This window comes from Gallaecimonas zhanjiangensis, assembly GCF_057624825.1.
The window spans coordinates 1,880,689-1,905,114 of the sequence record NZ_CM172603.1 but is presented as its reverse complement, the minus strand read 5'-3'; the positions used below and the strand labels follow the sequence as shown (position 1 = coordinate 1,905,114).

Genomic DNA, 24,426 nt, shown 5'->3' with positions numbered 1-24,426 from the left:
ACCCGAATAACCCTTGCGATAAAAGAGCACACCGTCAAAGAAGAAACAGCACAAAATCATTTATTATCAAATGGATATGTGAAAAACAAAGGGAACAGAAAACACGCTACCGCCCTTGAGTGTGGTTCTCAATGTCCCGTTCTCATCCTGAGTTGTTACCCATCCCTGGTGGCTTGCTGCGCAAAAGTCGCGACAAACAGGCGGCGGCTTGAGGTCAGCCTTTATTCAGGTTCCAGACTAAGCTGATGTTTCTGTTAGGTAAAGAGAAAGAAGGCGCCCTTGGGCGCCTTCTTGGTTAGTTCGCTTTGTGCTTGTCGAACCAGGAGAGCACGTAGACCACTTTTCGCATCAGGTTGGAGGGCCGGGCGGTGATGCCGTGGCCGGCGCCGGGGATGCGCACCATGGCGGTGTCGACCTTTTGCAGCTTCAAGGCCTGGTAGAACTGCTCGGTCTCGGAGATGGGGGTGCGGTAGTCCGACTCGCCGGTAAGCAGCATGGTGGGGGTTTTAACATTGCCCACCTTTGAGAGTGGCGAGCGCTGCCAGTAGCCCATGGGATCTTCCCAGGGCTTTTTGGCAAACCAGTACTGGCTGAAATAGGGGCTGAAATCGGCGGTGAGGGTGAAGCTCAGCCAGTTGATCACCGGCTTGGCCACCACGGCGGCGCGAAAACGGTCGGTGCTGCCCACTATCCACGCGGTCAGTACCCCGCCGCCGGAGCCGCCGGTGACAAAGAGGTTGCGGGTATCGACATTGCCTTTGGCGATGGCGTCGTCCACCACCGACATCAAGTCGTCATAGTCGTGGCTGGGGTAGTTATGGTGGATGCGGTTGGCAAAAGCCTCGCCGTAGCTGGTTGAGCCACGGGGGTTGGCGTACACCACGATATAACCGGCGTTGGCGTAGAGCTGCATTTCGGCGGCAAAGCGGGCGCCGTAATCGGCAAAGGGGCCACCGTGGATCTCAAGGAGCAGCGGGTATTGTTTGGCCGGGTCAAAGTCCGGCGGCAATACCCGCCAGGTTTGGATGGGCAGCTCGTCGACCTTGGAGGTCACCCAGTATTCCTGCACCTTGCCCAGTTGCTTAAAGGAGAACAGGTCGTCGTTTAGGTGGGTGAGCTGGCGCACCTTGCCGCCTTTGGTGAGCACCGCTACGTCGGCCGGGCGGCTGGTGCTGGTGCGGGTGTAGGCCAGGGTGTTACCCGCCACCGAGAAGCTGCCGCTGTCGTAGGGGCGGCCAAGCTCGGTGCCGCCCATGTCGTCGGTGAGGGTGCTGACCTTGCCGGCAAGGCTGACATAGGCGAGTTTGGTGTGGCCTTTGTCGTCAAAGCTGACAAAGAGGCCATCGCCGCTTTTGTCCCAAAAGGCGTCTTTGATGGCGCGGTCAAGGCCGGTTGCCAGCACTTTTTTGCCGCTGCCGTCCTTGTTCATCAGGTACAGGGCGCTGTTTTGGTAGCCGAGCTTTTTGTCGTCAAAGCCGGTGTAGGCAATGCGCTTGCCGTCGGGGGAGACCCGGGGGTTGTTGTCGGGGCCGTTACGGTCGGTGAGCGCGGTAATGTCGCCATTCAGGCCAACCCGGTACAGCTCGGTGTTAATGGGCTGGAATTGCCAGTCCTGGTGGCGGTTGGCGCTCAATACCAGCGAGCGGCTGTCGGCGTCCCAGCTGTAGCTGCCGCCGTGATTGAATGGGTCTTTGGTGAGCTGGCGCACCGCGCCGCCGTCAGCGCCCATCACAAACAGTTGGGTGATGCTGTCGTCCAAGTACCCTGCCCCGTCGGCGCGGTAGTAGACCTTATCAATCACCTTGGCCGGTTCTGCCCAGTGGGCGCCCTTGGGCATGGCCGGCATCTTGGCAAAAGGCGCCGGGGTGTTGGGCACCGCCATGGTAAAGGCTATCCATTTACCGTCTGGCGAGAAGCTGATGTTGCCGGGGCTTTGGGTGAGGTTGGTAAGCCGCGCGGTTTGGCCGCTGTCCATCCAGCGCAGGTAAAGCTGGTTGGAGCCGTCGTCGTTGGCGATATAGAGCAGCTTTTTGCCGTCGGGGGACCACACCGGCGAGCGGGCGTTGTGCGGCCCGGAGGTCAGGGGCCGGTCGCTTTTACCGTCGGTGGCGGCCAGCCAAAGGTTACCGAGGCTCCGGTCAGATTTGATGTCCATAACGGTACGCACATAGGCCACCGCCTTGCCGTCGGGGGAAAGCTCGGGATCGGTGGCGTATTGCAGGCTGAAAACATCAATGGGTTCAAAAGGCTCGGCAGCTAGTGCCGGCAAGGCGGCCAATATGGCCAGGGCGAAGGCGCAAGGTTTCATCGGGCTTCCCAATTTTTTTACATTCGCCTTACCCTAATGCAAAGTGCGCCCGCTGGCTGCGCCCGCCGGTCAAGTCGTTGCCTGGGCGCGGCAAAAGCAACGTAAGGGGCTGTCGCTCCCCGGTGGCGTAACCGGGGCAACCTCTGAAAACCCGATTTTTTCCAACAACTTGGCCGAGGCTACATTGTGCTGGCTGGTAATGGCCTTCACTGTGGCAATGCCCTTTTGCCCGGCCAGGGCCAGCACTGCCAACGCCGCCTCTTCGCCATAACCCTTACCCCAATAAGGGCTGGAAAGGGCATAGCCGAGGTCAGGGCAGTCGAGGTAGTCGCGCTGGATAAGGCCGCAAAGGCCGATGGGGGTGGCATCTTGCAGGCACACCATATAAAGCCCGAAACCGTGGGCGCGGTAGGAGGCAAGGGGCACCTGCTCGATGTAGTTAAGGGCACCCTCGATATCGCGCACGCCCCGGTCGCCGATGTTCTCAAGCCAGCCGGGCTCGTTTAACAGCCCCAGCAAAAACGCGGCGTCGGTAGGCACAACCTCACGCAAGTAAAGGCGGGCGGTGCTTATCAGCGGCATGCGCGCTTATCCTCCAGCCACTGGCCGGCGGCCTTGGCCTCGGCTTCGTGGCTGGGCTCGCGCCAGGTTTCCTCAAGGGCCGCCTGGTACCACTGCTCCATGGCCGGCAGCGCCAGCACACGCGCGGCGTAGTCAGCCAGGGGGCCGCTAAGGGCAATACCGTAGGTTTGGAAGCGAAACACCACAGGTGCAAAGAAGGCATCGACGGCGCTAAAGGCGCTGCCACCAAGATAGGGGCCGCCAAAGCTATCGAGCCCTTGTTGCCAGAGGGCTTTGATACGTGCGATGTCCGCTTCAAGGGCCGCCGGCATGGCAAAGAGTTTTACCCGTATTCCGCAGTTCATGCCGCAAAGGTTGCGAAGGGCCGAGAACCCCGAGTGCATCTCGCTGCAAGCGCTGCGGGCAAAGGCGCGGGCCCGGGCATCGGCCGGCCACACGCCGCTGTGGCGCTCGGCCAGATATTCGGTGATGGCAAGGCTGTCCCACACCGTGATGTCGCCGTCCACCAGGCACGGCACCTTGCCGGTGGGCGAGAAATGGCGAAAGGCCTCGAAGCTTGAGCCGTCTTCAAAGGGCACCAGCCGTTCCTCAAAACCGATATCCAGCACCTTGGCCAGCAACCAGGGCCGCAGCGACCAAGACGAGTAGTTCTTGTTGGCAATATAAAGCTGGTACACGGGGCCTCCTTGCGGCGCGGGTTATTCTTCCAGCCAGGGCATCTCGGGCAGGGTGTCCAGATGCGCGGCGTAGCGTTTGTGGTTAAAGGGCTGGCCGTTTTCCACTACGTCGATTATCTCCAGCGACAAGGCGCAGGCGATGTACTCCACCGCTTCTTCGCGGGCCATGCCTTTCATGGTCAGGCGCAGCAGGGTCTCCTTGACCTTCACCGGCTCGTTGTCGGCCAGTTGGTTTTCAACGATTTCAAGGAGTTCTTCTTGATCAAAGGGGTTGTCTTGGGTGCTCATGGCAAACCGGGTTGGTAAATGTCAGGCCTATGATGCTTGATAGCCCCCAAGGGCGCTAGCGGTTGAGGCATTTTTCCAAGAGCGTTGCCACCTGCACCTTTTCGGCTTCGCTCAGGGGGCTAAAAACCGTTTCATGCACCTGGCGGCGGGCCGTTAGGCAGGCCTCGGCCAATTGCCGGCCCGAGGCGCTCAAGCTGAGCATCTGCCGGCGGCCGTCAGCCGGGTCAGCGCTTCGCAGGATATGCCCTTCTGCCAGCAACGGCCCGAGCATGCGGGTGATGGTGGCTTTGTCGCGGCCGGTGCGCTCGGCCAGGGCCTTGGCGCAGATACCGCTGTGGCTGGCCACCAATTGCAGCAATTGGGTCTGGGGCGGCGACAAGGCAATGCCCTGCTCGCCAAGGCTGCGGTTAAGGGCCTGGCGCATCTGGTTGCGAAGGGCCGAAAGGGTGAGTTCCAGCGAGGGGCTGTTAGGCATGGCAGGAATGCTTTAAACTGGTTGACTTAATCAACTATCACCTTGGTGCGCCGCCCCGTCAAGCACCATCGAGAGGACAGCGCTTTTGAACAACCCCGCCGCTCCCAAACTTCACTTCGGCTTTGCCGTGTTGCTGGCCATGACCATGGCCCTGGGGCCCTTTGCCCTTGACACCTACCTGCCCGCTTTCCCGGCCATGGCCGCAGGCCTGGGCACCGAGGTGCACCAAATCGCCCTTAGCATCTCGGTTTATGTGTTTACCCTTGCCATCGGCCAACTGGTGGCAGGACCTTTGTCTGACCGCTTCGGGCGCCGGGCCGTGATGCTGTGCGGCCTGGTGATTTTTGCCGTGGCAAGCTTTGCCATCACCCGCATTAAAAGCATTGAAATGCTGCTTGCCCTTCGCACCGTGCAGGCCTTTGGCGCCGGCTGGGCCATTGTCTGCGTACCGGCCCTGGTGCGCGACAGCCTCTCGGGCCGGGAGGCGGCCAAGTTCTTCAGCTTGATTGGCCTTATCATGGTGGTGGCGCCAGCCATTGCCCCCAGCTTTGGCAGCCTGCTGCTGGGCTTTGGCTGGGAGAGCATCTTTTTATTCCTGGCCATTTACGGCGCGCTCTTAACGGTCTTGATGAAGGGCTTCGTGTTTACCGGCGAGGTGGGCAAGGCCAAACCTCATGCCCATGTCAGCGTCTGGCAGCGCTACGGCGCGGTATTTGCCGTTAAACCGGCGCTGCGTTACATGGGGCTGCAGGCCTTTGCCTTCTCGGTGATGATGCTCTTTATCACCCACTCTTCCTTTATCTACCAGCAGCACTTTGGGGTAAGTCCTGGGGTTTTTGCGCTGCTGTTTGGCGCCAATATCGTGATGATGCTGGTGATGAACCTGTCCAACCGCAAGCTGTTAAGCCACTTTGCGCCGCAGCAAATCTTACGCTGGAGCCTGAGCCTGCAGGCCCTTGGCATTGTCGCGCTGCTGCTGGTGATGAGCTTTGCCCCCCACCTTTGGCTGTTTTTGCCGGCGATGATCGTAACCGTTGGCGCCATGGGGGCCATTACCCCCAACATTCAGGCCAGTTACATGGAGTATTTTGCCGAGCACGGCGGCACGGCGGCGGCGGTGCTGGGGGCCATTCAGTTCTCCATTGCCGGGCTTATCTCGGCAGGCTCGGCGCTGCTGCCAGAAAAAGTCATCGCCGTGGTACTGGCCCAAGGGGTCTGTTCACTGCTGTGCCTGGCCCTTATCTGGACCAGCAAAAAAGCCGCCTAAAGGCGGCTTTTTACGGGCGCGGTGCCCCCCCTGCGACAATATGTCGCATTGCTAAGGACGGCCATTTCCCTAGACTCGGCGGCAATTTGCCAATCCAGGGAAAAAACGTGCGCAAACATTTGCTTGCCTCCACCATTGCCACCCTTTTTGCAACCCCCGGCTTTGCCGATGAGGGCGTAGAAAGGCTGGTGATATGGGGAAATAAAAACCTCAGCACCGAGCAGGGCCCCAGCCCCGCTACCCACCTGAGCCCGGCCGATCTCAACGGTGCCAACTTGGTCACCACCGAAGATCTGGTCAAATACGAGCCCAGCATCGCCATTCGCCGCCGCTTTATTGGCGACGCCAACGGCACGCTGGGTATTCGCGGCGCCAATATGTTCCAAACCACCCGCTCCATGGTCTTTGCCGACGGGGTGCCGCTACATTATTTTCTGCAATCGCGTTGGAACGGCGCGCCGCGCTGGACCTTGGTGTCAGCCAGCGAAATTGCCAGTGTCGAGGTACTCTACGGGCCCTTTAGCGCCGAATACAGCGGCAACGCTATGGGTGGCGTGGTACTGATTGAAACCGCCATACCCCAGGGCCCACAGCTGCACTTTGACAGCACCTATTTCACCCAGGACTTTGACGCCTACGGCTACAACAGCCACCCCGGCGGCTACAAAAGCTTTTTGTCGGCAGGCAACAAGTTTGGCGATCTGAGCCTTTATGTTTCCTACAACCACCTGCAAAGCGACTCCCAACCTCAAAGCTTTTACTTTGGCGGCAAGAGCCAGGCGGCCGCCCCCATTCCCGTCACCGGCGCCATAGAGGGGCAGGACACCAAGGGCGTCAACCAACGCTACTTTGGCGACACCGGCGAGGTGAGCAGCCAGACCGACAACTTCAAGCTCAAAGCCGGTTATGACTTTGGCAATTGGTCGGCGCTGTTGAACCTGGCTTTTGAAGACCGCGCGAACCTGCAGGATGACCCCAACACTTATCTGCGCGATAGCCAGGGCAACCCTGTTTATTCAGGGGATGTCACCCAGGACGGCGTCACCTTTTCGGTACCGGCGAGCCGCCTTGGGGTGAGCGAGCAAGACCGGCAGAGCCTGTCGGCGGGGCTGCGTGTCAAAGGGGATCTGACCTCCAACCTGGCGCTGGAGGTCAACCTCAGTCGCTTTGATATCCTCAAAGACCGCACCGGCACCTCTGCCCGTAACCCCCAAGATCCGGCCTTCACTCCCGCTGGCCAGGTAGCCGACTATGATGACACCGGCTGGCAGACGGCGGAGGTGAAACTACGGATCCGTGAGCTGGGTAGCGAAGACTTGAGCCTGGTCACAGGTCTTCGCCATGAAGCCTATGAGCTGCACTACAACCTCTACAGCTCGGCTGATTTTCGCGCCAAAGACAGGGACATCCTGACCAGCGAGAACGGCGGCCAAACCCAAATCGATGCCTTTTTTGCCCAGCTGCACTGGCAACTGGCGCCGCGCTGGAGCGTCGATATTGGTGGCCGCTTTGAGTCTTTCGAGAGTAAGAAGGGGTACTTTAGCAAGCAGGACAACGGCGAGCTGGTGCGCGAGGCCGTGCCCGGCACCACAAGCAACAAGTTCTCCCCCAAATTCAGCCTGGGCTATGAGCCGGCCGAGGATTGGCAACTGCGTTATTCCTGGGCCAAGGCTTACCGCTTCCCCATCGTCGAGGAGCTCTTTAGCCAGTACCAAGCTTTTAACGCCATCAGCCAGGCCAACCCAGAACTCAAACCGGAAAACGGCACCCACCACAACCTGATGCTGCAAAAAGACAATGGCGGCGGTTACCTGCGCCTGAACCTCTTTCAAGACAAGGTTCGGGACGTTATCGAGTCCCAGTCCACCACCCTGGCGGGCGGCCTGAGCCTCACGACTTTTGTGCCCATTGACGAGGTGCGCACCCGCGGCGTGGAGTTTATTGCCAGCGAACGTGACCTGCTGACAAGCGGCCTGCACCTCAATTTCAACCTCACCTTCACCGACAGCACAATCATCGAAAACAGCGCCGCTCCCGAGCTTGAAGGCAAGCGTTACCCGCGTCTGCCCAGATGGCGGGCCAATCTCCTGGCCGATTACGACCTCAGCGCCCGCTGGAACATCGGTGCCAACCTTCAGTACGCCAGCAACAGCTACGGCCAACTGGATAACAGCGACACTGCGCGTCATGTCTACGGCGCTATCGACAGCTATTTGCGCCTGGGTTTGAGAACCCGCTATGCCGCAACCGACCAGCTTAAGCTCGCTCTGGGAGTGGATAACCTCACCAATGATGTTGACTACGTCGCCCACCCCTGGCCGGGCCGCACCTTCTACCTGAGCTTGAGTTACGACCTATGAGCCCTTCGCGTAAACCCCTTTATGCCACTCTCTGGCGCTGGCATTTCTACGCCGGCCTCTTTTGTATCCCTTTTGTGTTGGTATTGAGCCTGTCGGGGGCCCTTTACCTTTTCAAACCTCAGCTCGATGCAAAGGCGGAAGAGCCCTATCACCATCTGGCACAAAGCGGCGACCGGGCAAGCCCCACAGCCCAGATAGAAGCGGCCCTCAAGGCACTGCCTGGCAGCCGCTTTGCCAGTTACCGCCTCCCTCAAGGCGACAACGAGGCGGTGCGGGTCACGCTGCAATACCAGGGCCAGCCTTGGCAGCTCTTTGTTGACCCTTACCGCCTGACCGTACTGGGCAAGGCCCCTGCCAGTGCGCTCCTCAGCCAATGGGCCAAGACCTTGCACGGCGAGCTACTGGCTGGCACAGCCGGTGCCTTGCTGGTGGAGTTGGCCGGTTCCTGGGCCCTGGTGCTGGTGCTAACCGGCCTGTATTTGTGGTGGCCGCGCGGTGCCCGGGGCCTGGGCGGGCTGCTTTACCCACGCTTTAGCCTCAAAGGCCGCGCCTTTTGGCGAGACCTGCACAGTGTTGTAGGGATTTGGGTGTCGGCCCTGGCGCTTTTTCTGCTCATCACCGCCCTGCCCTGGACCAGCGTTTGGGGCGGCGCCTTCAAGGCGCTGCGCGCTTATAGCGCGCCGGTCAGCCAGGACTGGACCACCAGTCCCGCTGAGAAAAAGCACCACTTCGGCGCCATGGTCAGCGATTACCACCAACTCGGCCCCGCGGTGCTTGCAAAGGCCCAAAGCCTGGGCCTGGCGCCGCCGGTGGAGCTGTCGGTCAGCGACGCTCACAGTGGCCAGTGGAAGGTCGCGTCCGATACCCAAAACCGCCCCCTTCGCGCCACCGCCTGGCTGGCGGCGAACGGCAGCGTGCTAAAGCGAGAGGATTTTTCGCAAAAGCCGCTGGTGGACCGCGTCATCGGGGTGGGCATCGCCGCCCACGAGGGGCAGCTCTTTGGCTGGGCCAACCAACTGCTGGGTTTGATGACAGCCTTGGCCCTTAGCCTGCTGAGCCTATCCGGCCTCTGGCTTTGGCTAAAACGCAAACCCAGCCACAACCTGGGCGCGCCGCCCAGCACCAACGCGGCTGGCGCCGTTACCGCCCTGGTGCTGGGGCTGAGCCTGGTGCTGCCCATGTTGTTGGCATCCTTGCTGATGTTGCTGGCATTGGAGTGGGCGCTGCTTAAGCGTATCCCCAGGCTTCGCCGCTTTTTCAACTTGGCTGGCTGAGCCTATGAAAAAGCGGCCCTCGGGCCGCTTTTTTACTGTGCCAAAAAGGCCTTTAACACCCCGGCCTGGCTGGGAATGGACACCAGCCCGTCCAGGTGACCCCAGGGGCCGTCTATTTCCTGATACTGGGTGTCTTTACCCAGTTTTTTTAAGGTTTCAAAGGTGCTGCGGGCCATTTTAGGCACCAGCAATCTGTCGTGGCTCGCCGGCATAAAGAGGGTTTTGGCGGTGACCTTTTTCAGGTTGTCCTCCAAATTGCCCTCGTAGCCTGCCAGGTAAATTTGCGAGGCGCGCACCAGATACAAGATGGCGTTAGCATCTTGGTATTTGGCGCGAAGGGCGGCCTGGCTCAAAAGCGCCTTGACCGAGGCAAAGCCGGCGTCGATATCCACTTTCGGGGCCTTGTCGGTGGGGGCCGGGTAGCGGCGGTTAAAGCCGTCCGGGTAGCTGGCGTCATAGATAATGTAAGCCAGCGCCTTGTTAAGGCCCTCTCGCGGCTGGCCGCTGGCGTAGTAATCGCCGTGGTGCCAGGCCGGGTCGGCTTTGATGGGGTCGCTCCAGCGCTCAAGGCCGTACACCGTCCAAGGGTCCATTTCGCCGGCGCCAATCACGCTCACCATCCGCTCCACTTCATCGGGGTAGGCCACCGCCCAGTCAAGGGCCTGAAACGACCCCATGGACGCCCCCACCACCGCATGGAGTTTGTGGATACCAAGGCTATCGAGCAGCGCCTTTTGCACCCGCACAAAATCACGGATGGAGACCACCGGAAAGCGCAGCCCGTAGGGCTTGCCGGTGGCAGGGTCAATACTGGCCGGGCCGGTGGTGATGACATTGGGGTCAAAGGCGTTGGCATTGGCCAGGGTGTCGACGCTCAGCACGTAGTACTTGTCAGTGTCGATGGCCTTGCCCGGGCCGATGATGGCGTCCCAGTAGCCGGGGGCCGGGTCGCTGTCGTGGTATTTACCGGCGGCATGGGAGGTGCCCGAGAAAAAATGGGTAATGAGGATAACGTTAGATTTATCGGCATTGAGGGTGCCGTAAGCCTCCCACCCCACCGACACCTTTTTCAGCACGGCCCCGGATTGGGTGGTAAAGCTCGCAAGATCAAAACGCTGCTTTTCAACCAGCGGCAGCGCCTGAATACCCAGGCTTGCCAGCAGCAGCCCAAGGGAGAGAAGCCACTTCATGCCCTGCCCTCCGCGACTGCCAGATTGTTACGTAAATGGATCCCGGCGCGCGCCAACGGCTGCCCCGGCAAAAGGCGGTTTATGCTGCACATTTTTGCTGTTCCTTATTATCTTCCTTGCAAAATCAGTCTGATAGAGACAGGCCCCCTTGGCCATAGTACTAAGGTACAGCGTTAACAATTGACGAATAGGCATACAGTTAACACCGAAATAACAATAGACACGGAGAGTGTTAACCATGTCAGTACGACAAAAAATGCAGCCCAGTTACAACCTCACACCCATCGCCCTAGCTGTCTGCCTGGGCCTTGCCGCCAGTGCCCCGGCGCTGGCCGCCGACGAACCCGCCGCCAAAAGCGACGAACCCAGCCTGGAAGTGATTGAAGTCACCGCCCGGCGCACCGCCGAAAACCTGCAATCGGTGCCGGTAGCCGTTACCAGCCTCTCGGCCGAGCAGATGAGCCAGCGGGGGGTGGAAGACTTGGCCGACGTGCAGTGGTATTCACCAAATACCACCTTGCAAGTGAGCCGCGGCACCAATAGCACCCTGACCGCTTATATCCGCGGCATCGGCCAGCAAGACCCGCTTTGGGGTTTTGAGCCAGGGGTGGGGATTTACATTGACGATGTCTATGTGGCGCGGCCCCAAGGGGCGGTGATGGACATTCTCGATGTGCAGCGCATCGAAGTGCTGCGCGGCCCCCAGGGCACCCTTTATGGGCGCAACACCATTGGCGGCGCCGTGAAATACGTCACAAAAAAACTGCACGGCGACCCAGAGCTGCACCTCAAAGGCACGGTGGGCTCTTACAACCAGCGGGACTTTACTATCTCGGGGCAAATGCCGCTGTCTGACACCTTCTGGGCCGGATTTGCCTACGGCACCTTTAACCGCGACGGCTTCGGCAAGTTTAAAAACACCGGCGCCGACAACTACGACAAAGACATCCAGGCCGGCCGGGTGTCTTTTGCCTGGTACCCGAGCGACAACCTCAGTGTTAACTTCATGGCCGACCGCACCTGGGACGACTCCAACGCCAAGGGCGGTTACCGCTTGACCCCCTCCCTGGTAACCGGCCAGCAGCCCTACGGCAGCGTTTATGACTCCGACACCTCCATGCCCACCAAAAACAGCGTGGAAACCGGCGGCGAGGCGCTCACCATCACCTACAACATCAACAACGACTGGACCTTTAAATCCATCACCGCCCACCGCGATGGCGACACCGACACCAATATCGATTTTGACTCCACCGCCCAGCCGTCTTTGGATATTCCGGCGCTCTACGACGACCGCCAGTTCACCCAGGAATTCCAGCTCAATTTTGATAACGGCGGCTGGAAGGCGGTAGGCGGGGTTTACTACCTGGACGGCCAGGCCTGTGGCGTGTTTGAGACGGTGCTTGGCCTGCAAGGGGTAACGGTTGAGAACGGCGGCTGCGTTGACACCAAGAGCTACGCGGCCTACGCCCAGGGCTCCTTCCCGCTCACCAAGGATTTGTCCATGACCCTTGGCGGCCGCTACACCCGCGACAAAAAAGACGCCGACGTGTACCGCTATGTCTACCTTGGCATTCGCTACCCGCACGATCCGGCCACCCCGCCCTTTGCGGTGCAATCGGATTTTGCCGACAGCGCCACCTTTAGCCGCTTCTCACCCAGGGTGGGCCTGGAGTATCAGCTGACCCAAGATCTGATGGTCTACGGCTCCTACACCAACGGCTTTAAGTCCGGCGGCTTTGACATGCGGGCCAATAAAGCGGTCAACCCCGACGCTGACAAGCCCTACAGCCCGGAAATCGTCGACACCTACGAGGTTGGCGCCAAGGCCGAGTGGTTTAACCATCGCCTGCGCACCAATATCGCCGCCTTCTATTCCAACTACGACGATATGCAAATCACGGTGCAGCGGGCGGTGAACAACAACACCGACGTGGCCTCCCAAGTGCTAAACGCCGGTAAGTCAGAAATCAAAGGCATGGAGCTGGAGGCGACCCTGGCTGCCACCGAGGCCCTGCAATTTACCGCCAACCTCGGCTACGTGGATCCTAAATTCAAGCGGGTTGACTACTTTGACCCCAATGCCGGGCAAGTGGTGGACGTGTCAGATCTGTGGAGCTTTGCCAATACCCCCAAATGGACCGGCAGCCTGCTGGCCCAATACAACCTGGAGGCCTTTGGCGGCGATATGGTGATCTCCGGCGGCGTGAATTACCGCGACAAAACCCAGATTTTTGAAACCCCGTCCATGCTCGATGCCGGCTCGGTCACCCTGTGGAACGCCTCTGTCGCCTGGTACAAGGGCAACTGGGAAGTGCAGCTCACCGGCCGCAATTTGGGGGATAAAGAATACCGCCTGGCGGGCTACAACTTTGCCGCCCCCCGCGATGCCCAAGGCAATGTGACAGGCCCCGGCCTTGGCGGCGAGGACACCATAGTGGGTTACTACGGCGACCCAAGAACGGTGAGCCTCTCGGTGGGCTACCGCTTCTAAGCGGGCGCCACGAAGGGATAAAAAAGGAGGCTGATGCCTCCTTTTTTGTGCCCGTTACTTAGCGCTCAATTGCCCCAGCCAGCGGCTAAAATCGCGGCACTCCTCGGCGCTTAGCTGATGGTCCATGTCGTAGCGTTTTAGCTGGTGGCGCACCCCGAGTGCAGTTAGCCAGGTGGTGGCTTTCTCGGCCCAGTCGATGGGCAATTTATTGTCATAGCGGCCGTGGGCCACAAAGCCTTCAAGGACCGCCAGGCGCCCAGCGCTCGCCAGCTGCGGCGCCAGCTCCGGCAGGATGCGGCCACTTAACATGCCAAAGCCGGTAACAGACTCTGGCTCGGTAAGGGCAACGCTGGCGCTCATGATACCGCCTTGGCTAAAACCGGCCACCACCCGGGGCGCCGTGGTATCAAGCGCGCTTTTTATAAAGGCCAGCAGCTTTTGGCGGCTGGCTTCGGCTTGGCCGAGGTTCGGGTTGGGGCCAGCGGCGGTGAAACTCACCTGAAACCAGGCAAATTGGCCCAGGCCCAGGGTCAGAGGGCCGCGCACAAACCACAGCGCCCAGTCGGGCGGCAAAAATTCGGCCAAGGCGCGCAGGTTACTTTCATTGCCCCCTACCCCGTGCAGCAGCACCAGTTGGCCACGGCATTGGCCGGTGGCCTGGCGCTTTTGGTAATAAAGGCCGGAGGCCGCATCTTGGCTCAAGGCTGTTAACTGACGCTGATTCATTGAGCCTCTCCAAACAAAAAGCTGTCCATGGCCAGCACGCCATGGGTAATACCGCCTTCCAGCACGCCAAAGGCATCGCCCTGGCGGCGGGCGCCAAGAGCCACCAGCAGCGGCAGGTAATGGTCGTTGGTGGGGTGGGCGCGGCGGGCATCCGGGCTTTGGTTGTATACATCGACCAAGGCGGCATCGTCACCGGTGGCGAGCTTTTCACGCACCCAAGCGGCAAAACGTGCCACATAGGCTTCGTCTTCCAGACTGTGCTGGCGAAACTCATAAAGGTTATGGGTAAGGCTACCCGAGCCCAGCACCAAGACGTTTTGAGCGCGAAGGGGCGCCAAGGCCTGGCCAAGCGCGAGGGCCGCTTTGGCGTCCATGGGGTACGGCATGGACACCGCCACCACCGGCACATCGGCTTTGGGGTAAAGGTGCAGCAAGGGCACCCAAGCGCCGTGGTCCAGGCCGCGGTGAGGGTCTGCAACTACCGGCCAGCCAGCCTTTTCAAGAAGCGCCATTACTTCGCTGGCAAGAACTGGGTCGCCTTTGGCCGGATACGCCAGTTGGTACAGTGCCGGGGCAAAGCCGCCAAAATCGTGGATGGTCTCAAGGTGAGTGCCGGTGGTAACGGCAACGCCGCCACGGGTCATCCAATGGGGCGAGACAATCACCACCGCCTTGGGTTTAAGGTTGACGCCCAGAGCTTGTAAGGCCGGGCCCGCCAGGCCCGGCTCCAACGCAAAGCTGGGCGCGCCGTGAGAAACAAAAAGTGCAGGAGCCATGATCCCCTCCGTTCTGCTGATGGCCCATTGTGTTACCGCCAAAACTCGTGATAAACCGCTAACACCCAGATTAACTATCCCACCTAGTGAGACAATAAAATGAACCGGGACCTTGAAATGCGAGTGTTCGTGGCGGTGGTGGATGCCGGTAGCTTTGTGGCGGCCAGCGAGGCCTTGCGCATGTCAAAAGCGGCGGTGTCTCGCCATGTTGATGCCCTGGAGCAGCGCCTAGGAGCAAGGCTGTTGCACCGCACCACCCGGCGTTTATCCCTTACCGAGGCGGGCAAGCGCTTCTACCCCGGCGCTAAAGCGGTACTGGCAGACATCGGGGAAGTGGAGGCCATGGTCAGCAGCGACACCCTGGCACCCCAAGGCCGGGTGCGGGTGAATGTGCCGGTGAGTTTTGGCATCTGCCACTTGGCGCCGCTCTGGGGGGAATTTTTGGCCCTTGCCCCCAAGGTGGAGCTGGACATCAGCCTTGCCGACCGGGTGGTGGATCTGGTGGAAGAAGGTTTTGACTTGGCGGTGCGCATTGGCCGGTTACCCAGCTCAAGCCTGGTGAGCCGGCGCCTTGCCAGCACCCGTATGCGCCTTTGCGCCGCACCTAGCTATGTTGAGCGCCATGGCGCGCCGGCGGCTATTGAGGCGCTGAGTCAGCACCCGGTGCTCGCTTATAGCCATTGGTCTGAGGGGGACGATTGGCGCTTTGAGGGGCCGCAAGGTCCGGTAACGGTGCGCACCCAAAGCCGGGTTTATACCAACAACGGCGACACCTGCCGCGCCATCGCCCTGGCCGGGGGCGGCATCGTGTTGCAGCCCGATTTTATGGTAGGCAGCGACCTTAAAGCCGGGCGTCTGGTGGAGCTTTTGCCTCAGTACAAGGCCCCTACCCTTGGCATTTATGTGGTGTATCCGAGCCGAAAATTGCTGCCCGCCCGGGTAAAAAGCCTGGTGGCCTTTTTGGTGGAGAAATTTTCGCAAGTGAACTGGGGATAACCCCAAGGCGAGACTGAGTTTCCCAACAGGTAGTTGCTCAATGCCGGCAAGCACGATTAACTAGCTGTTAGGAGCGTGGCGCTGGAGAAAACGGATGGGTTTTTACGTACTGCTGGTTTTTATTGCCTGTGGGTTTTATGTCCAGCATCGCGGCCAGGTGCAGCACGCCAAGCTGCGCCGCAAGTTTACCGACCATGCCAACCTGTTGGCGCCGATAAACTGCCTGTTTTATCTTTTTTCCCGCATCGATAACCGCCCTTACATCAACCCTCAGCAGTTTCCTGAACTGGCGGTACTTTCCAAGCACTGGCAAAGCATTCGTGACGAGGCCCTGGCCCTTGACGCGCAAGCGGGCATCAAAGCCTCGGCAGAGCTAGACGATATCGGCTTTAACTCCTTTTTTAAAACCGGCTGGAAGCGCTATTACCTCAAATGGTACGGGGCCGATCTGCACTCTGCCCGGCAAAGCTGCCCACAAACCCTGGCGCTGCTGCGCACCCTGCCCTCGGTAAAAGGCGCCATGTTTGCCATGCTGCCACCCGGCGCCAAGCTGGTGCGCCACCGCGACCCTTACGCCGGCTCGCTGCGCTACCACCTGGGGCTGGATGTGCCCGAGTCAAACGACTGCTTTATCGAAGTAGATGGCGAGCGTTATAGCTGGCGTAACGGTGAGGCGGTGATGTTTGACGAAACCTATATTCACCACGCCCAAAACACATCGGCGCAAAACCGCATCGTGCTGTTTTTAGACATTGAGCGCCCCCTGACCTGGGCGCCGATACGCTGGCTTAACCGCGCCTTTTCGAGCCTGGTGATGGCCGCCTCCGCCACCAAGAACGTGGAGGGCGACAAAGTCGGCCTGCTTAACCGGCTCTTTGCCGGGATCTACAAGGTGCGCTTGCTGGGTAAGCGGATCAAAGCCTTCAACAAACCCCTTTACTACCTGCTGCAATACGCACTGTACGCCGGGCTGATTTACGCCATTTTCTTTTAAACCTGCGGTTGGCCAAGACGGCGAATGGTATTTAGCACCTCGCCATAGGCCTCGGCCTGAGTAGGGTCTGCCAGCATCAAGCGCAGGCAAGTGGCGGTGGCAGCCAGCTGCAGCGTATGCAGCGCGCCTTGGTAATTGACGGCACTCATCTCATTCAAGGTGGCTTGCATCGCCTCACTGGCGCTTCGCACCGCATAGGAAAAATCCCCGGCGCTCCCCAGCACAGCGTGAAGGGTTTGGTTCACAGCATCGGTTATCTGCGAGTTTATGCCCCCAAAGCTTGCCGCCTGGACCTTGGCACTGCCACCATTTAACGCATCTAAAACCCCTTGGGGATTCGCCGCCGTGTCCAGAGAGTAAATTTGCATCACCCCTTGGGTCGTCGCGGCCTGGGCAACGATATTTTGCTGGTTCTGCGCGTTAACGGCATTTTCAAGGGCCAGGCCGGTGGCATGGGCCACTGTTTGGTAGATCGTGGCCATGGCCATAGCTGGCGATTCGGCCACGACCTTGGTATTGGCTTGGGTAACAGCGTCGGTGATCATCGGGTTGACCGTGGTGCTTTGGGACATGATGCGCTCCTTGCTTACAGGGAAGTAACCGGGCGAAAGGGTAAGCGTAGCTCGTTGACAAGCTTGCGATTAGCCACGCGAGATCAGCATCATGCCATACCGCGCTTTGCAACATAGCCCCGCATGAACACAAACGGTCCCCCTTCTTTTTGGCGCAGCGGCAGCATCAGCGTCAGCCAGCCAGAGCGCCCAGCGCTGCAATCAGACACTCTGCGACCGAGACGATGCCCTTTCGCATCGGCGCCAAATAGCTTGTTGAGCAGACACCGTATCAGTAGAAGCGCGAGAGAACTTCGCTCGTTTTATCCCACAGCTGGCACTGTGCCAACAATGCTCTGGCGCAAGCGACGGCAGATCCCGACGACGGGCGAGGCATTGTCTACAGCCTCACCAGCAGCGGTCACGAGAGGGTTCAGGCTGCAAGCATGGTTAAATCGGATGCATTCTTTTCACGACTAGAGGGATTGAATGAAGAGGAGCTTTTTCAATTCATCAACGTGTTGAGAAAGTTTAATAAAATCTGAAGCCTGAAAGGGATCAGAAGATAGGTTTTTTCTATTACTCACTTTTATCGCTATTTATCACTATTCGAATTGCTCTCTATATGCTGATGGGCATCTTTCAAAGTACTTGATAAAGAGATTTCTAAGTTGCCGTGCTCCAGACAGCCCACAGTGAAATGCAACCGTCTTGAGCGGTAGCTTAGTAGACTCTAAAAGCTGCCGCGCTCTATCAAATCGGCATTGCTGCACGTACTCTATTGGTGAAAAACCGGTCTCATTTTTAAATTGTCTAGTGAAGTTTCTCACACTCATATTGGCGATATCGGCCAGCTCTTCAATATTATGCGGCTCAGATATGTTTTCTATTATGTAGCACTGAACTTTGCTGATGGGCGTTTCAGAGTCTGACACCTCAGCCAATACAGGCCCAAACTGTACCTGTTGGCCTTTATATTGCGTAACAGCGAGTACAGCCGTCGCTATATCAATTGCTAGCGGTTTTCCATGGTCTTCAGCAACAAGAGACAAGGCAAGGTCTATACCAGCTGCGGCGCCTGCGCAGGATAAAATATTACCATCGCGAACAATTATTTTATTTCGCTCGATAATCACCTCGGGAAATCGCCGGCTAAATTTATCGACATCATTCCAGTGAATGGCGACGCGGCGTTGTTCCAGCAGCCCGGTTGCAGCAAGGATAAAGGCGCCGCCACAGACCGACACACACCTATTGGTTGCTGCCAATTTGTTCTTTATCCAGGAGACAAGCTCGGGGTGAGTTTGAGGATCTGCGCCCGGCCCCCCTGGGATCAGGATTAAATCGAAGTTCTGAGAGGCATCATCGACACTGAAGTCTGCCACCATCTTGACCCCATTAGAGGCATGGAAAGGCTCCTTATCCGCAGCGACAGTGTAGACCTTGTACGCTTCATCTTTAGGCAAGTAGCGGTTAGCGACGGTAAAGACGTCCAGAAGCCCTGCCACATTCAGCATCAGAACATCGGGATAGAGCACGATCGCTACCTTTCTCATGACCTCGTCCCTTCGTTTGCTTGGGCTACTCTCACTCATCTCCCACAAGGAGAAACGAGCCATTAGCACGCCATGTTAGAAGGGAGCGTTTGGCACTGTATTGAACGTTAGAAGTTGCTCATTGAACGTTACACGCAGTTAGCCCGGCAGGGCCGGAGCTGCGATAACGAGAACGCCAGCGCCTGGGCGATGACAAGAAAGGTGGGTGACTTGGTAAATTGCGCACCTCAACAGTGGTGGGCATAATGGCCCATTAAGCGCTTTGGTAGGGATGAGTGGTGTTCGACCATGTCGAAGATTTCTGACTATGGTGACCGGGTGAGAGAGCATTTTCGCATCGAAGATGCTCCCACAGTCGTGAAAACCCTGAAAAAGGACACACGTTTCTCTGCTACGCGGCTAACCTGCGCAACTGAAGGCCATGGCCTCACAACGCCGATACCCACCGAAGATGCTCACGTGATAGCGCTTCAGCTCAAAGATTTTCCCTCTGGTGAGCTTTGGCTCAATGGGAGATCCGTTCCTCAACCGGGCTTTAGGGAGAATGAAGCCAGTTTTTATGACTTGAGGAACGATACCCTTGCTTTCTTGCAGAGCCCCTTCGACTGTGTCCAGTTTTACGTACCACAAAAGCTTCTACATCAGATTGCGGACGATATTGGCGTAAGGCGCATTGATGAACTATCCGTTTTGTCTGGCCGGGGTGTTCAAGATCCGGTAATGGCGCATTTAGCGCGAGCTATGATCCCGTTCATTGAAAACCCTCAGCACACCAGTGCGTTCTTCGTTGACAACATCGCCTATGCCCTAGGTGCACATCTTGCTCATACCTATGGTGGTATGCCTGTAGCAGCCCCCACCACACGACACAGGCTTTCTCTTTCACAACAAGAACGGGCAAAAGAAGTACTCGCTGGTTGTCTACAGAGAGACCTTTCTCTTGAAGCCGTAGCCGAGGCTTGCGATCTCACAATGAGCCAGTTTGTTCGTGGCTTTAAAGAAGCAACGGGAATGCCTCCGCACAGGTGGTTAAGGTGGTACAAAATAGAAACCGCCAAAGGCTTGCTTCTTAAAACCAATCTATCACTTGTCCAAATTGCATTTCATTGCGGCTTCGCTGACCAAAGCCACTTTACAAGAGTGTTCAAATATTGGGTAGGCGTAACGCCAGGTGCCTGGCGCCGCGATCGCAGATCGTAATAGAGCCCCACTGAAAATATCAAAAGTGGGATATTAATATCAGAACAGGACTGGAGAAAAAGAAGAAAATTCGAGGGCAGAAACTTTTAATAGTAATTCTTTAGGTCACTCAGAAGATGGATATCCTTTATTTTCTATTACTTAAACGGTAAGACCAATATTGAAAATAGCTTTTTCACTATCGGGTACATAGACTGACTCAAGGGGAGTATAAAGATTACCATAATCTCCAGAAAGTACGAGTTCTCTCTGCTCTGAGACAAACTGACTTATGTCTTCAATCTCCAATATACCATCACCTTTAAAAGGAGTAAGAAATTCCCCCCTTAGACCCAATTGAACAGCCCTTCGCACTTCCTTATCACCATTAGGTGAATGATCCGGGTCCCATTGCAACCTTACATCAGAAGACTGCATGTGTTGCTTCCATGTCGCCATATCTGCAAATTTATCGGGCTGAAACCGTGACTCCACAGCATTTTCAAGAATCGCTCTGAAATAACTAGCCTTAAGCTTGATTGCTAAGGTGACTTCTTGCCCTTCTTTAGTACCCCAACCAGAGCGATACATCATCCATAGAAAATTCGTTTTTATCCAGCTCATCCTTGTGTAACTGAATTCGCCACCGAAGTACTGATTCTCAGCGGCAAAAAGACCAATAGCAGGCCGATAGGCCTGATAAACCACCACATATTCATCGTTATATTGAGCTAGAATATGTTGACCTTCAATTGGCCAATGTGCTTTCTGATTTTCGTACTTATCTATTTTTAAACCAATATTCACTTTCTTCAACATCATTATTATTTAGACTTAAAATCTATAAAATTATTATCCATAGCGAGAGACATGGCAAGATTAAAAAAGGCATCCTTTGCTTTTATCAGGCAACGAATAAAATGGGAGTCCCATCTCTAAACCGTTTAATTACGCAAACCTAACACTGAGAAATTTACAAAAATATATAACTTAGAAGATGGGTGTGCTTTTCTTTATTTTTCATAGACTTACTAGACCTCCTAGAGGCTGAAGATGGTTTCCTTTGTAGATTGTGACCATTTAATGGGTCTGTTTCCAAATCACATTTTTCCGAGAGAAGAATATATGAAATTCCTTTCCCTCTCCTGTTTTCAAAATCAAATAGTGATATTTTGATAAATAATCATTTAAATCATATAACATATTAAAACATGAAAACCCAACATCTTTTCTTATAACTTTAATCTCTCCATGGAGACTATTTTCATGCTTACCTACATCTTTTTCGAGATAACAACCGTCCCCATCACTAACTTTCCACAACTTAGATGGAGTTGTTACCTCTCCCGTTTGAGAGTTTACAATTGAAAAGTCACTTAAATAAGCTACTTTTTTCTCACTTTTAACTCCAAGATAAATTCGCAACTGTTTACTTTTATATTTATAGTCATCATCTCTTTGAACTTCAAATCCTAAGATCTGAAATCCTCTATATACTGTTTCATAATCATCGGTGGAGATATAAAAATCGTATCCATCAAATGAAATAACATTGGATACATCGTTAGGGTTATAAACTTTACTATCATCTAAAACATTCTCAGTTGCTTTAGGATAGTAAGAACTATCTACCACTACATATGCACATCCTTGTACAAAAAACATTAGAAAAAGGATAAGAACTTTTATATTCATTCTTTAAATTTCAATGATGATTTACGTTTAAAGTAATCTCTAATGCAGCGTGCTGCACGCATAAATTCCGGAGGTGTTGATGCAACCGATATAAAAAGATAAAAATAAAAAATGACACTCGTATTTTTAATTTATTGGCAGGTAGAGCCTTTATCCACCACCCGATATGCGGCAAAGGTATTTTTAGAGGGGCGATCAGCAGTTGTTATGCCCAACATCTTGTTGGCATTTTCTTGGGCTCGCTCAGAAATTTGGATTCTTTCCAGCTCAAACCTATTGCTCTCTTCATCGGCCCAATGGCAGCGGCTGTCTTTGCTGGCAGCGGAAGACGCCAGATATTTTATGTCTGGGCTATCTCAGCATCGCCTTTAAAGACATCGGCAAAAACAAACGCCACTTTTTCAGCAATGGAACCAGGCTGGGCACCGTTAAGCAGGTGAAGGTAGGTATCGCGGTAACGGGCCTTATGAGCATCCACAAAGGCCAAGGCATCGTCGTCCAACCCAGAGCCTTGCTCATATACGCCATAAAGGCCGTAGAGTTCCAACTGCTTGAACGGCGCCATAAAGGCGCCTGCCGAAGCAATGCCAACCAGCACAAGGGCAATGGCCAGTTGCTTTCTCTTCATGGTTTACCTCATCTAACTGGCATTGCCACAATGCAGCGGCGAAAAGTAAAAAAGGACATATATGCCCTCTTTAGATTTCTCAACTCACCAAATGAGTAATAATGCAGAAGAAAAAATTATGTCTGATGATAAAACCCAAAATAATAGGAAAAATAGAAAACACAAAAAACAGCTAAAAGTGCAGCAACAGAGATAAGCAACCATCTAATCCCTTGCCGTCTAAATAACAAACCATCTTCTTTATATATTCTTTTTACAAGAAAGAAAAATGGAACTGCTCTAACTAAGGTTTTATATTCATCCTTGACCCTAAGCATGCCAGAATTAATAAAATGGATTGCATGCAAAGCAGAAAAAACAAACAACACGACCAAAACAAACGCAATTATCTTGAGAACCCAAATCACCATCCTACACTCCCAGGACAAACAGGGTCATTGCACTCGGCATTTATAGCGTACCACTCCCTCCCCTTCATCCAGCCCTGCGCAGTGCGCTACTGGCTTGGAGTGCACTGCCTGCTGCCACACTGAACGCCCTTTCACACCCTAATTCACTGAAATTTTGAAAAACTGAAGATGGGTGTCCTTTTTCACATTTATGTTAAAGCCAATTAAAGACATGCCCGGCTTGCTGGATCCGATGCATTCAAGAAATACGTCTTTTAGTTACTCAGAAGATGGATGTTCCCTTTTATTGTTACAACTGCAAAATACGGGGCGTCCATATATGTACTTTATTTTTTTGTTAGAAGAATTCTATGAGTTCTCTGTATTAAGCACTGACTCAGCAATTGCCTTATCTAATATATCACCAGCGTTTTGTACTCTTTTAAGCCAAAAATTCATCTCGTCTTTAGATAGAGCTTTTGCGGACCAAATTATAGCGCGACGATCCCAAGGGGAATTATTCAGCCAAGTTTCTTTCTGCTCTCTTACCCAATCGTTATAACCCTTTTCTCGAGCTAGCAATGCATAAGGTCTTTGGCCAAGAGACATCCGATATTTTTCACATAGTTCAGCAATTTTTGCTTCCATCGGAGTGGCCATCTTTACCAATAACAGCTCAAGAATCCATGATTGAACATATTGCAAAAATTCGTAATCTGTTTCGGCGCATCCAATGAGAAATTTATCAGCTACTTCTTTTGCGTACCCGCCTGATGTTGTTGCCATTATATAGTAAGCAACTTCGCGCATTGTGGGAGCTAACTTATTGATATTATTTAGAACGATCTCTCGAAGAAGTCCGGTTCTTAATGTCGTAGCTCGCCGAAGAAGATACTTTGCTGTGCCAAGATGTATAGGTGTTTGATTAAGGCAAGCATCAAAAAGCTCGACTAAATTATCTCTAATTACCGCGTTAATGTCTGGACCATCATCTTCATCTTGATCTTGGTATTGATTGAAGAACTCTTGTAGAGCCTCAAGTTTTTCCTCTTGAGATTTATTTTCCAACTCTTCAGGGTCTATAAGCTCTTCGTCAATAAAATCATCCACGTCGAAGAATTTCGTTTTGTGCGCCTGAAGTGATAGCCTGTGTGCGGTGTAAAGATACTCGGTTAGATCATGAAGTGCTTTATGAGCTTGCTCAGCGTCTCTACAGAAAATTCGGAAATCATCTACATATCGAGTGTGAACGTAACCTTTTCTTAATAGAAAGTTATCAACATCACTCAAGCAAGCCTCAGAAAATATAACAGAACCGCTAGGCCCTATTGGTATGCCCTGAGACTGACCTCGGGTGAAGTTCATCAGTAGATTTTCTATGTTCTTGGCTCTTTCGGGGTCAACTCCAGCATGTTCAAGTGAGTTTCTAACCCTGTGATGGCCTATTTGATTAAAAAAATCAGCAATATCCGCAGTCACTACTAGTTCAAAATTTCCACTTTTAGCTAATTCTTGTGATTTCTCATGAAAATCATCCCATCCATTATTGCTCCGAAACAACTCTCCTTTTGCTCCAAGTTGCACTCTATATGAGCAAGCAATTTTTTGATCTAGGGGGACCCTGGATTCTTCCACAAGTACCGCAGCCTCATATGCTAAAGCTGTATAAATAATTGTATCTATTGGATCGAGCTGTATTGCTACTCTATAGCCGCCGTTTTGTTTCGGAACCAGCATTCTTTTGAACGGCCGTCCTTCATATTCTTCTATATTTATCTCAGATATTGCCTTCTTCAAATTTTCCCAAGAATGTTTAACGGCTTCGTATTCAAAAGGGATAGGAAAAATATCCGTATCTCCAAATCGGCGAATATGGGTAATCGCCCAGTCTATTGATTCTTTTTTTAAATGATCCACGTTTTATCCGTTGTGTATTTATAACGCTAAGAACAGTTGCAAAATACTTGGCACTATATTTTACGAAGAAAAATTCGTGACATGTATTTTGTCAATTGATTCGA

The 24,426-nt window shown here is 54.7% G+C and carries 22 protein-coding genes; 7 read left to right on the top strand and 15 right to left on the bottom strand.

All coding sequences use genetic code 11. The annotated features are described in order from the left end of the window. Positions 1-295 precede the first annotated feature (295 nt). From AC22G1_RS09005 to AC22G1_RS08985, 5 genes are all read right to left on the bottom strand, one after another. Positions 296-2,308 carry a S9 family peptidase gene (locus AC22G1_RS09005; protein WP_487316460.1) on the bottom strand — a complete coding sequence of 671 codons (2,013 nt, stop codon included), beginning with the start codon at positions 2,306-2,308 and terminating at the stop codon, positions 296-298. A 69-nt stretch (positions 2,309-2,377) separates the two neighbouring features. Further along, positions 2,378-2,890 (bottom strand): GNAT family N-acetyltransferase, encoded by a 513-nt coding sequence (locus AC22G1_RS09000; protein WP_487316459.1) that lies wholly within the window; start codon positions 2,888-2,890, stop codon positions 2,378-2,380. Then, positions 2,881-3,567 (bottom strand): glutathione S-transferase family protein, encoded by a 687-nt coding sequence (locus tag AC22G1_RS08995; RefSeq protein WP_487316458.1) that lies wholly within the window; start codon positions 3,565-3,567, stop codon positions 2,881-2,883. Before AC22G1_RS08995 ends, AC22G1_RS09000 begins: the two co-directional genes overlap by 10 nt. 21 nt (positions 3,568-3,588) lie before the next feature. Beyond that, positions 3,589-3,855, bottom strand: coding sequence for a hypothetical protein (locus AC22G1_RS08990; protein WP_050657994.1), 267 nt, complete (start codon positions 3,853-3,855; stop codon positions 3,589-3,591). 55 nt (positions 3,856-3,910) lie between these two features. Further along, positions 3,911-4,330 (bottom strand): MarR family winged helix-turn-helix transcriptional regulator, encoded by a 420-nt coding sequence (locus tag AC22G1_RS08985; RefSeq protein WP_487316457.1) that lies wholly within the window; start codon positions 4,328-4,330, stop codon positions 3,911-3,913. A gap of 85 nt (positions 4,331-4,415) precedes the next feature. On the opposite strand from AC22G1_RS08985, the gene AC22G1_RS08980 reads away from it, so the two are divergent. From AC22G1_RS08980 to AC22G1_RS08970, 3 genes are all read left to right on the top strand, one after another. Next, positions 4,416-5,597 (top strand): multidrug effflux MFS transporter, encoded by a 1,182-nt coding sequence (locus AC22G1_RS08980; RefSeq protein ID WP_487316456.1) that lies wholly within the window; start codon positions 4,416-4,418, stop codon positions 5,595-5,597. A gap of 107 nt (positions 5,598-5,704) precedes the next feature. Further along, on the top strand, positions 5,705-7,957 hold the full coding sequence (locus tag AC22G1_RS08975) for a TonB-dependent receptor (RefSeq protein WP_487316455.1): 2,253 nt from the start codon (positions 5,705-5,707) through the stop codon (positions 7,955-7,957). Next, the gene (locus AC22G1_RS08970) at positions 7,954-9,231 is read left to right on the top strand and encodes a PepSY-associated TM helix domain-containing protein (protein WP_487316454.1); all 1,278 of its coding nucleotides are present in this window, start codon (positions 7,954-7,956) and stop codon (positions 9,229-9,231) included. The genes AC22G1_RS08975 and AC22G1_RS08970 overlap by 4 nt, the downstream gene beginning before the upstream one ends. A gap of 32 nt (positions 9,232-9,263) precedes the next feature. On the opposite strand, the gene AC22G1_RS08965 is transcribed toward AC22G1_RS08970, so the two are convergent. Next, entirely contained in the window at positions 9,264-10,421 is a 1,158-nt protein-coding gene (locus AC22G1_RS08965; protein WP_487316453.1) for an E22 family MetX-like putative esterase, read from the bottom strand. A 238-nt stretch (positions 10,422-10,659) separates the two neighbouring features. Here AC22G1_RS08965 and AC22G1_RS08960 point away from each other — a divergent pair, with 238 nt between their 5' ends. After that, positions 10,660-12,915 carry a TonB-dependent receptor gene (locus AC22G1_RS08960; protein WP_487316452.1) on the top strand — a complete coding sequence of 752 codons (2,256 nt, stop codon included), beginning with the start codon at positions 10,660-10,662 and terminating at the stop codon, positions 12,913-12,915. 54 nt (positions 12,916-12,969) lie between these two features. On the opposite strand, the gene AC22G1_RS08955 is transcribed toward AC22G1_RS08960, so the two are convergent. Together AC22G1_RS08955 and AC22G1_RS08950 are read right to left on the bottom strand one after the other, a co-directional pair. Next, entirely contained in the window at positions 12,970-13,641 is a 672-nt protein-coding gene (locus tag AC22G1_RS08955; RefSeq protein ID WP_487316451.1) for an alpha/beta hydrolase, read from the bottom strand. After that, positions 13,638-14,417, bottom strand: a complete 780-nt coding sequence (locus AC22G1_RS08950; RefSeq protein ID WP_487316450.1) for a dioxygenase family protein — start codon at positions 14,415-14,417, stop codon at positions 13,638-13,640. Before AC22G1_RS08950 ends, AC22G1_RS08955 begins: the two co-directional genes overlap by 4 nt. A 99-nt stretch (positions 14,418-14,516) precedes the next feature. On the opposite strand from AC22G1_RS08950, the gene AC22G1_RS08945 reads away from it, so the two are divergent. Both AC22G1_RS08945 and AC22G1_RS08940 read left to right on the top strand, forming a co-directional pair. Next, entirely contained in the window at positions 14,517-15,413 is an 897-nt protein-coding gene (locus AC22G1_RS08945; RefSeq protein WP_487316449.1) for a LysR family transcriptional regulator, read from the top strand. Positions 15,414-15,507: 94 nt separating this feature from the next. Then, positions 15,508-16,407, top strand: a complete 900-nt coding sequence (locus AC22G1_RS08940; protein WP_487316448.1) for an aspartyl/asparaginyl beta-hydroxylase domain-containing protein — start codon at positions 15,508-15,510, stop codon at positions 16,405-16,407. On the opposite strand, the gene AC22G1_RS08935 is transcribed toward AC22G1_RS08940, so the two are convergent. Together AC22G1_RS08935 and AC22G1_RS08930 are read right to left on the bottom strand one after the other, a co-directional pair. Next, positions 16,404-16,979: a RebB family R body protein gene (locus AC22G1_RS08935; protein ID WP_487316447.1), complete on the bottom strand. Its 576-nt coding sequence runs from the start codon at positions 16,977-16,979 to the stop codon at positions 16,404-16,406. The genes AC22G1_RS08940 and AC22G1_RS08935 overlap by 4 nt on opposite strands. A 584-nt stretch (positions 16,980-17,563) precedes the next feature. Further along, positions 17,564-18,514 (bottom strand): GlxA family transcriptional regulator, encoded by a 951-nt coding sequence (locus AC22G1_RS08930; RefSeq protein ID WP_487316446.1) that lies wholly within the window; start codon positions 18,512-18,514, stop codon positions 17,564-17,566. 288 nt (positions 18,515-18,802) lie between these two features. Here AC22G1_RS08930 and AC22G1_RS08925 point away from each other — a divergent pair, with 288 nt between their 5' ends. Continuing rightward, the gene (locus AC22G1_RS08925) at positions 18,803-19,714 is read left to right on the top strand and encodes a helix-turn-helix transcriptional regulator (RefSeq protein ID WP_487316445.1); all 912 of its coding nucleotides are present in this window, start codon (positions 18,803-18,805) and stop codon (positions 19,712-19,714) included. 141 nt (positions 19,715-19,855) lie between these two features. Here the strand turns inward: AC22G1_RS08925 and AC22G1_RS08920 are convergent, their stop codons facing one another. From AC22G1_RS08920 to AC22G1_RS08900, 5 genes are all read right to left on the bottom strand, one after another. Continuing rightward, the gene (locus AC22G1_RS08920) at positions 19,856-20,515 is read right to left on the bottom strand and encodes a DUF4291 domain-containing protein (RefSeq protein ID WP_487316444.1); all 660 of its coding nucleotides are present in this window, start codon (positions 20,513-20,515) and stop codon (positions 19,856-19,858) included. A gap of 258 nt (positions 20,516-20,773) precedes the next feature. Beyond that, complete coding sequence (locus AC22G1_RS08915; protein WP_487316443.1) at positions 20,774-21,358, bottom strand: hypothetical protein; 585 nt, start codon at positions 21,356-21,358, stop codon at positions 20,774-20,776. A gap of 370 nt (positions 21,359-21,728) precedes the next feature. After that, positions 21,729-22,016: a hypothetical protein gene (locus AC22G1_RS08910; RefSeq protein WP_487316442.1), complete on the bottom strand. Its 288-nt coding sequence runs from the start codon at positions 22,014-22,016 to the stop codon at positions 21,729-21,731. A 116-nt stretch (positions 22,017-22,132) separates the two neighbouring features. Beyond that, positions 22,133-22,426, bottom strand: a complete 294-nt coding sequence (locus AC22G1_RS08905) for a hypothetical protein (protein WP_487316441.1) — start codon at positions 22,424-22,426, stop codon at positions 22,133-22,135. Positions 22,427-22,774: 348 nt separating this feature from the next. Further along, positions 22,775-24,322, bottom strand: a complete 1,548-nt coding sequence (locus tag AC22G1_RS08900; RefSeq protein WP_487316440.1) for an RNA-directed DNA polymerase — start codon at positions 24,320-24,322, stop codon at positions 22,775-22,777. Positions 24,323-24,426 lie beyond the last annotated feature (104 nt).

Bases quoted from the DNA above. Each gene is read 5' to 3' on its own strand.
- AC22G1_RS08945 (WP_487316449.1), top strand. From the start codon at position 14,517: ATGAACCGGGACCTTGAAATGCGAGTGTTCGTGGCGGTGGTGGATGCC.
- AC22G1_RS08990 (WP_050657994.1), bottom strand. From the start codon at position 3,855: ATGAGCACCCAAGACAACCCCTTTGATCAAGAAGAACTCCTTGAAATC.
- AC22G1_RS08960 (WP_487316452.1), top strand. From the start codon at position 10,660: ATGTCAGTACGACAAAAAATGCAGCCCAGTTACAACCTCACACCCATC.
- AC22G1_RS08930 (WP_487316446.1), bottom strand. From the start codon at position 18,514: ATGAGAAAGGTAGCGATCGTGCTCTATCCCGATGTTCTGATGCTGAAT.
- AC22G1_RS08910 (WP_487316442.1), bottom strand. From the start codon at position 22,016: ATGAAGAGAAAGCAACTGGCCATTGCCCTTGTGCTGGTTGGCATTGCT.
- AC22G1_RS08970 (WP_487316454.1), top strand. From the start codon at position 7,954: ATGAGCCCTTCGCGTAAACCCCTTTATGCCACTCTCTGGCGCTGGCAT.
- AC22G1_RS08950 (WP_487316450.1), bottom strand. From the start codon at position 14,417: ATGGCTCCTGCACTTTTTGTTTCTCACGGCGCGCCCAGCTTTGCGTTG.
- AC22G1_RS08920 (WP_487316444.1), bottom strand. From the start codon at position 20,515: ATGATGTTGAAGAAAGTGAATATTGGTTTAAAAATAGATAAGTACGAA.
- AC22G1_RS08965 (WP_487316453.1), bottom strand. From the start codon at position 10,421: ATGAAGTGGCTTCTCTCCCTTGGGCTGCTGCTGGCAAGCCTGGGTATT.
- AC22G1_RS08905 (WP_487316441.1), bottom strand. From the start codon at position 22,426: ATGGTGATTTGGGTTCTCAAGATAATTGCGTTTGTTTTGGTCGTGTTG.
- AC22G1_RS08935 (WP_487316447.1), bottom strand. From the start codon at position 16,979: ATGTCCCAAAGCACCACGGTCAACCCGATGATCACCGACGCTGTTACC.
- AC22G1_RS08955 (WP_487316451.1), bottom strand. From the start codon at position 13,641: ATGAATCAGCGTCAGTTAACAGCCTTGAGCCAAGATGCGGCCTCCGGC.
- AC22G1_RS08925 (WP_487316445.1), top strand. From the start codon at position 18,803: ATGTCGAAGATTTCTGACTATGGTGACCGGGTGAGAGAGCATTTTCGC.
- AC22G1_RS08940 (WP_487316448.1), top strand. From the start codon at position 15,508: ATGGGTTTTTACGTACTGCTGGTTTTTATTGCCTGTGGGTTTTATGTC.
- AC22G1_RS08985 (WP_487316457.1), bottom strand. From the start codon at position 4,330: ATGCCTAACAGCCCCTCGCTGGAACTCACCCTTTCGGCCCTTCGCAAC.
- AC22G1_RS08915 (WP_487316443.1), bottom strand. From the start codon at position 21,358: ATGTTTTTTGTACAAGGATGTGCATATGTAGTGGTAGATAGTTCTTAC.
- AC22G1_RS09000 (WP_487316459.1), bottom strand. From the start codon at position 2,890: ATGCCGCTGATAAGCACCGCCCGCCTTTACTTGCGTGAGGTTGTGCCT.
- AC22G1_RS09005 (WP_487316460.1), bottom strand. From the start codon at position 2,308: ATGAAACCTTGCGCCTTCGCCCTGGCCATATTGGCCGCCTTGCCGGCA.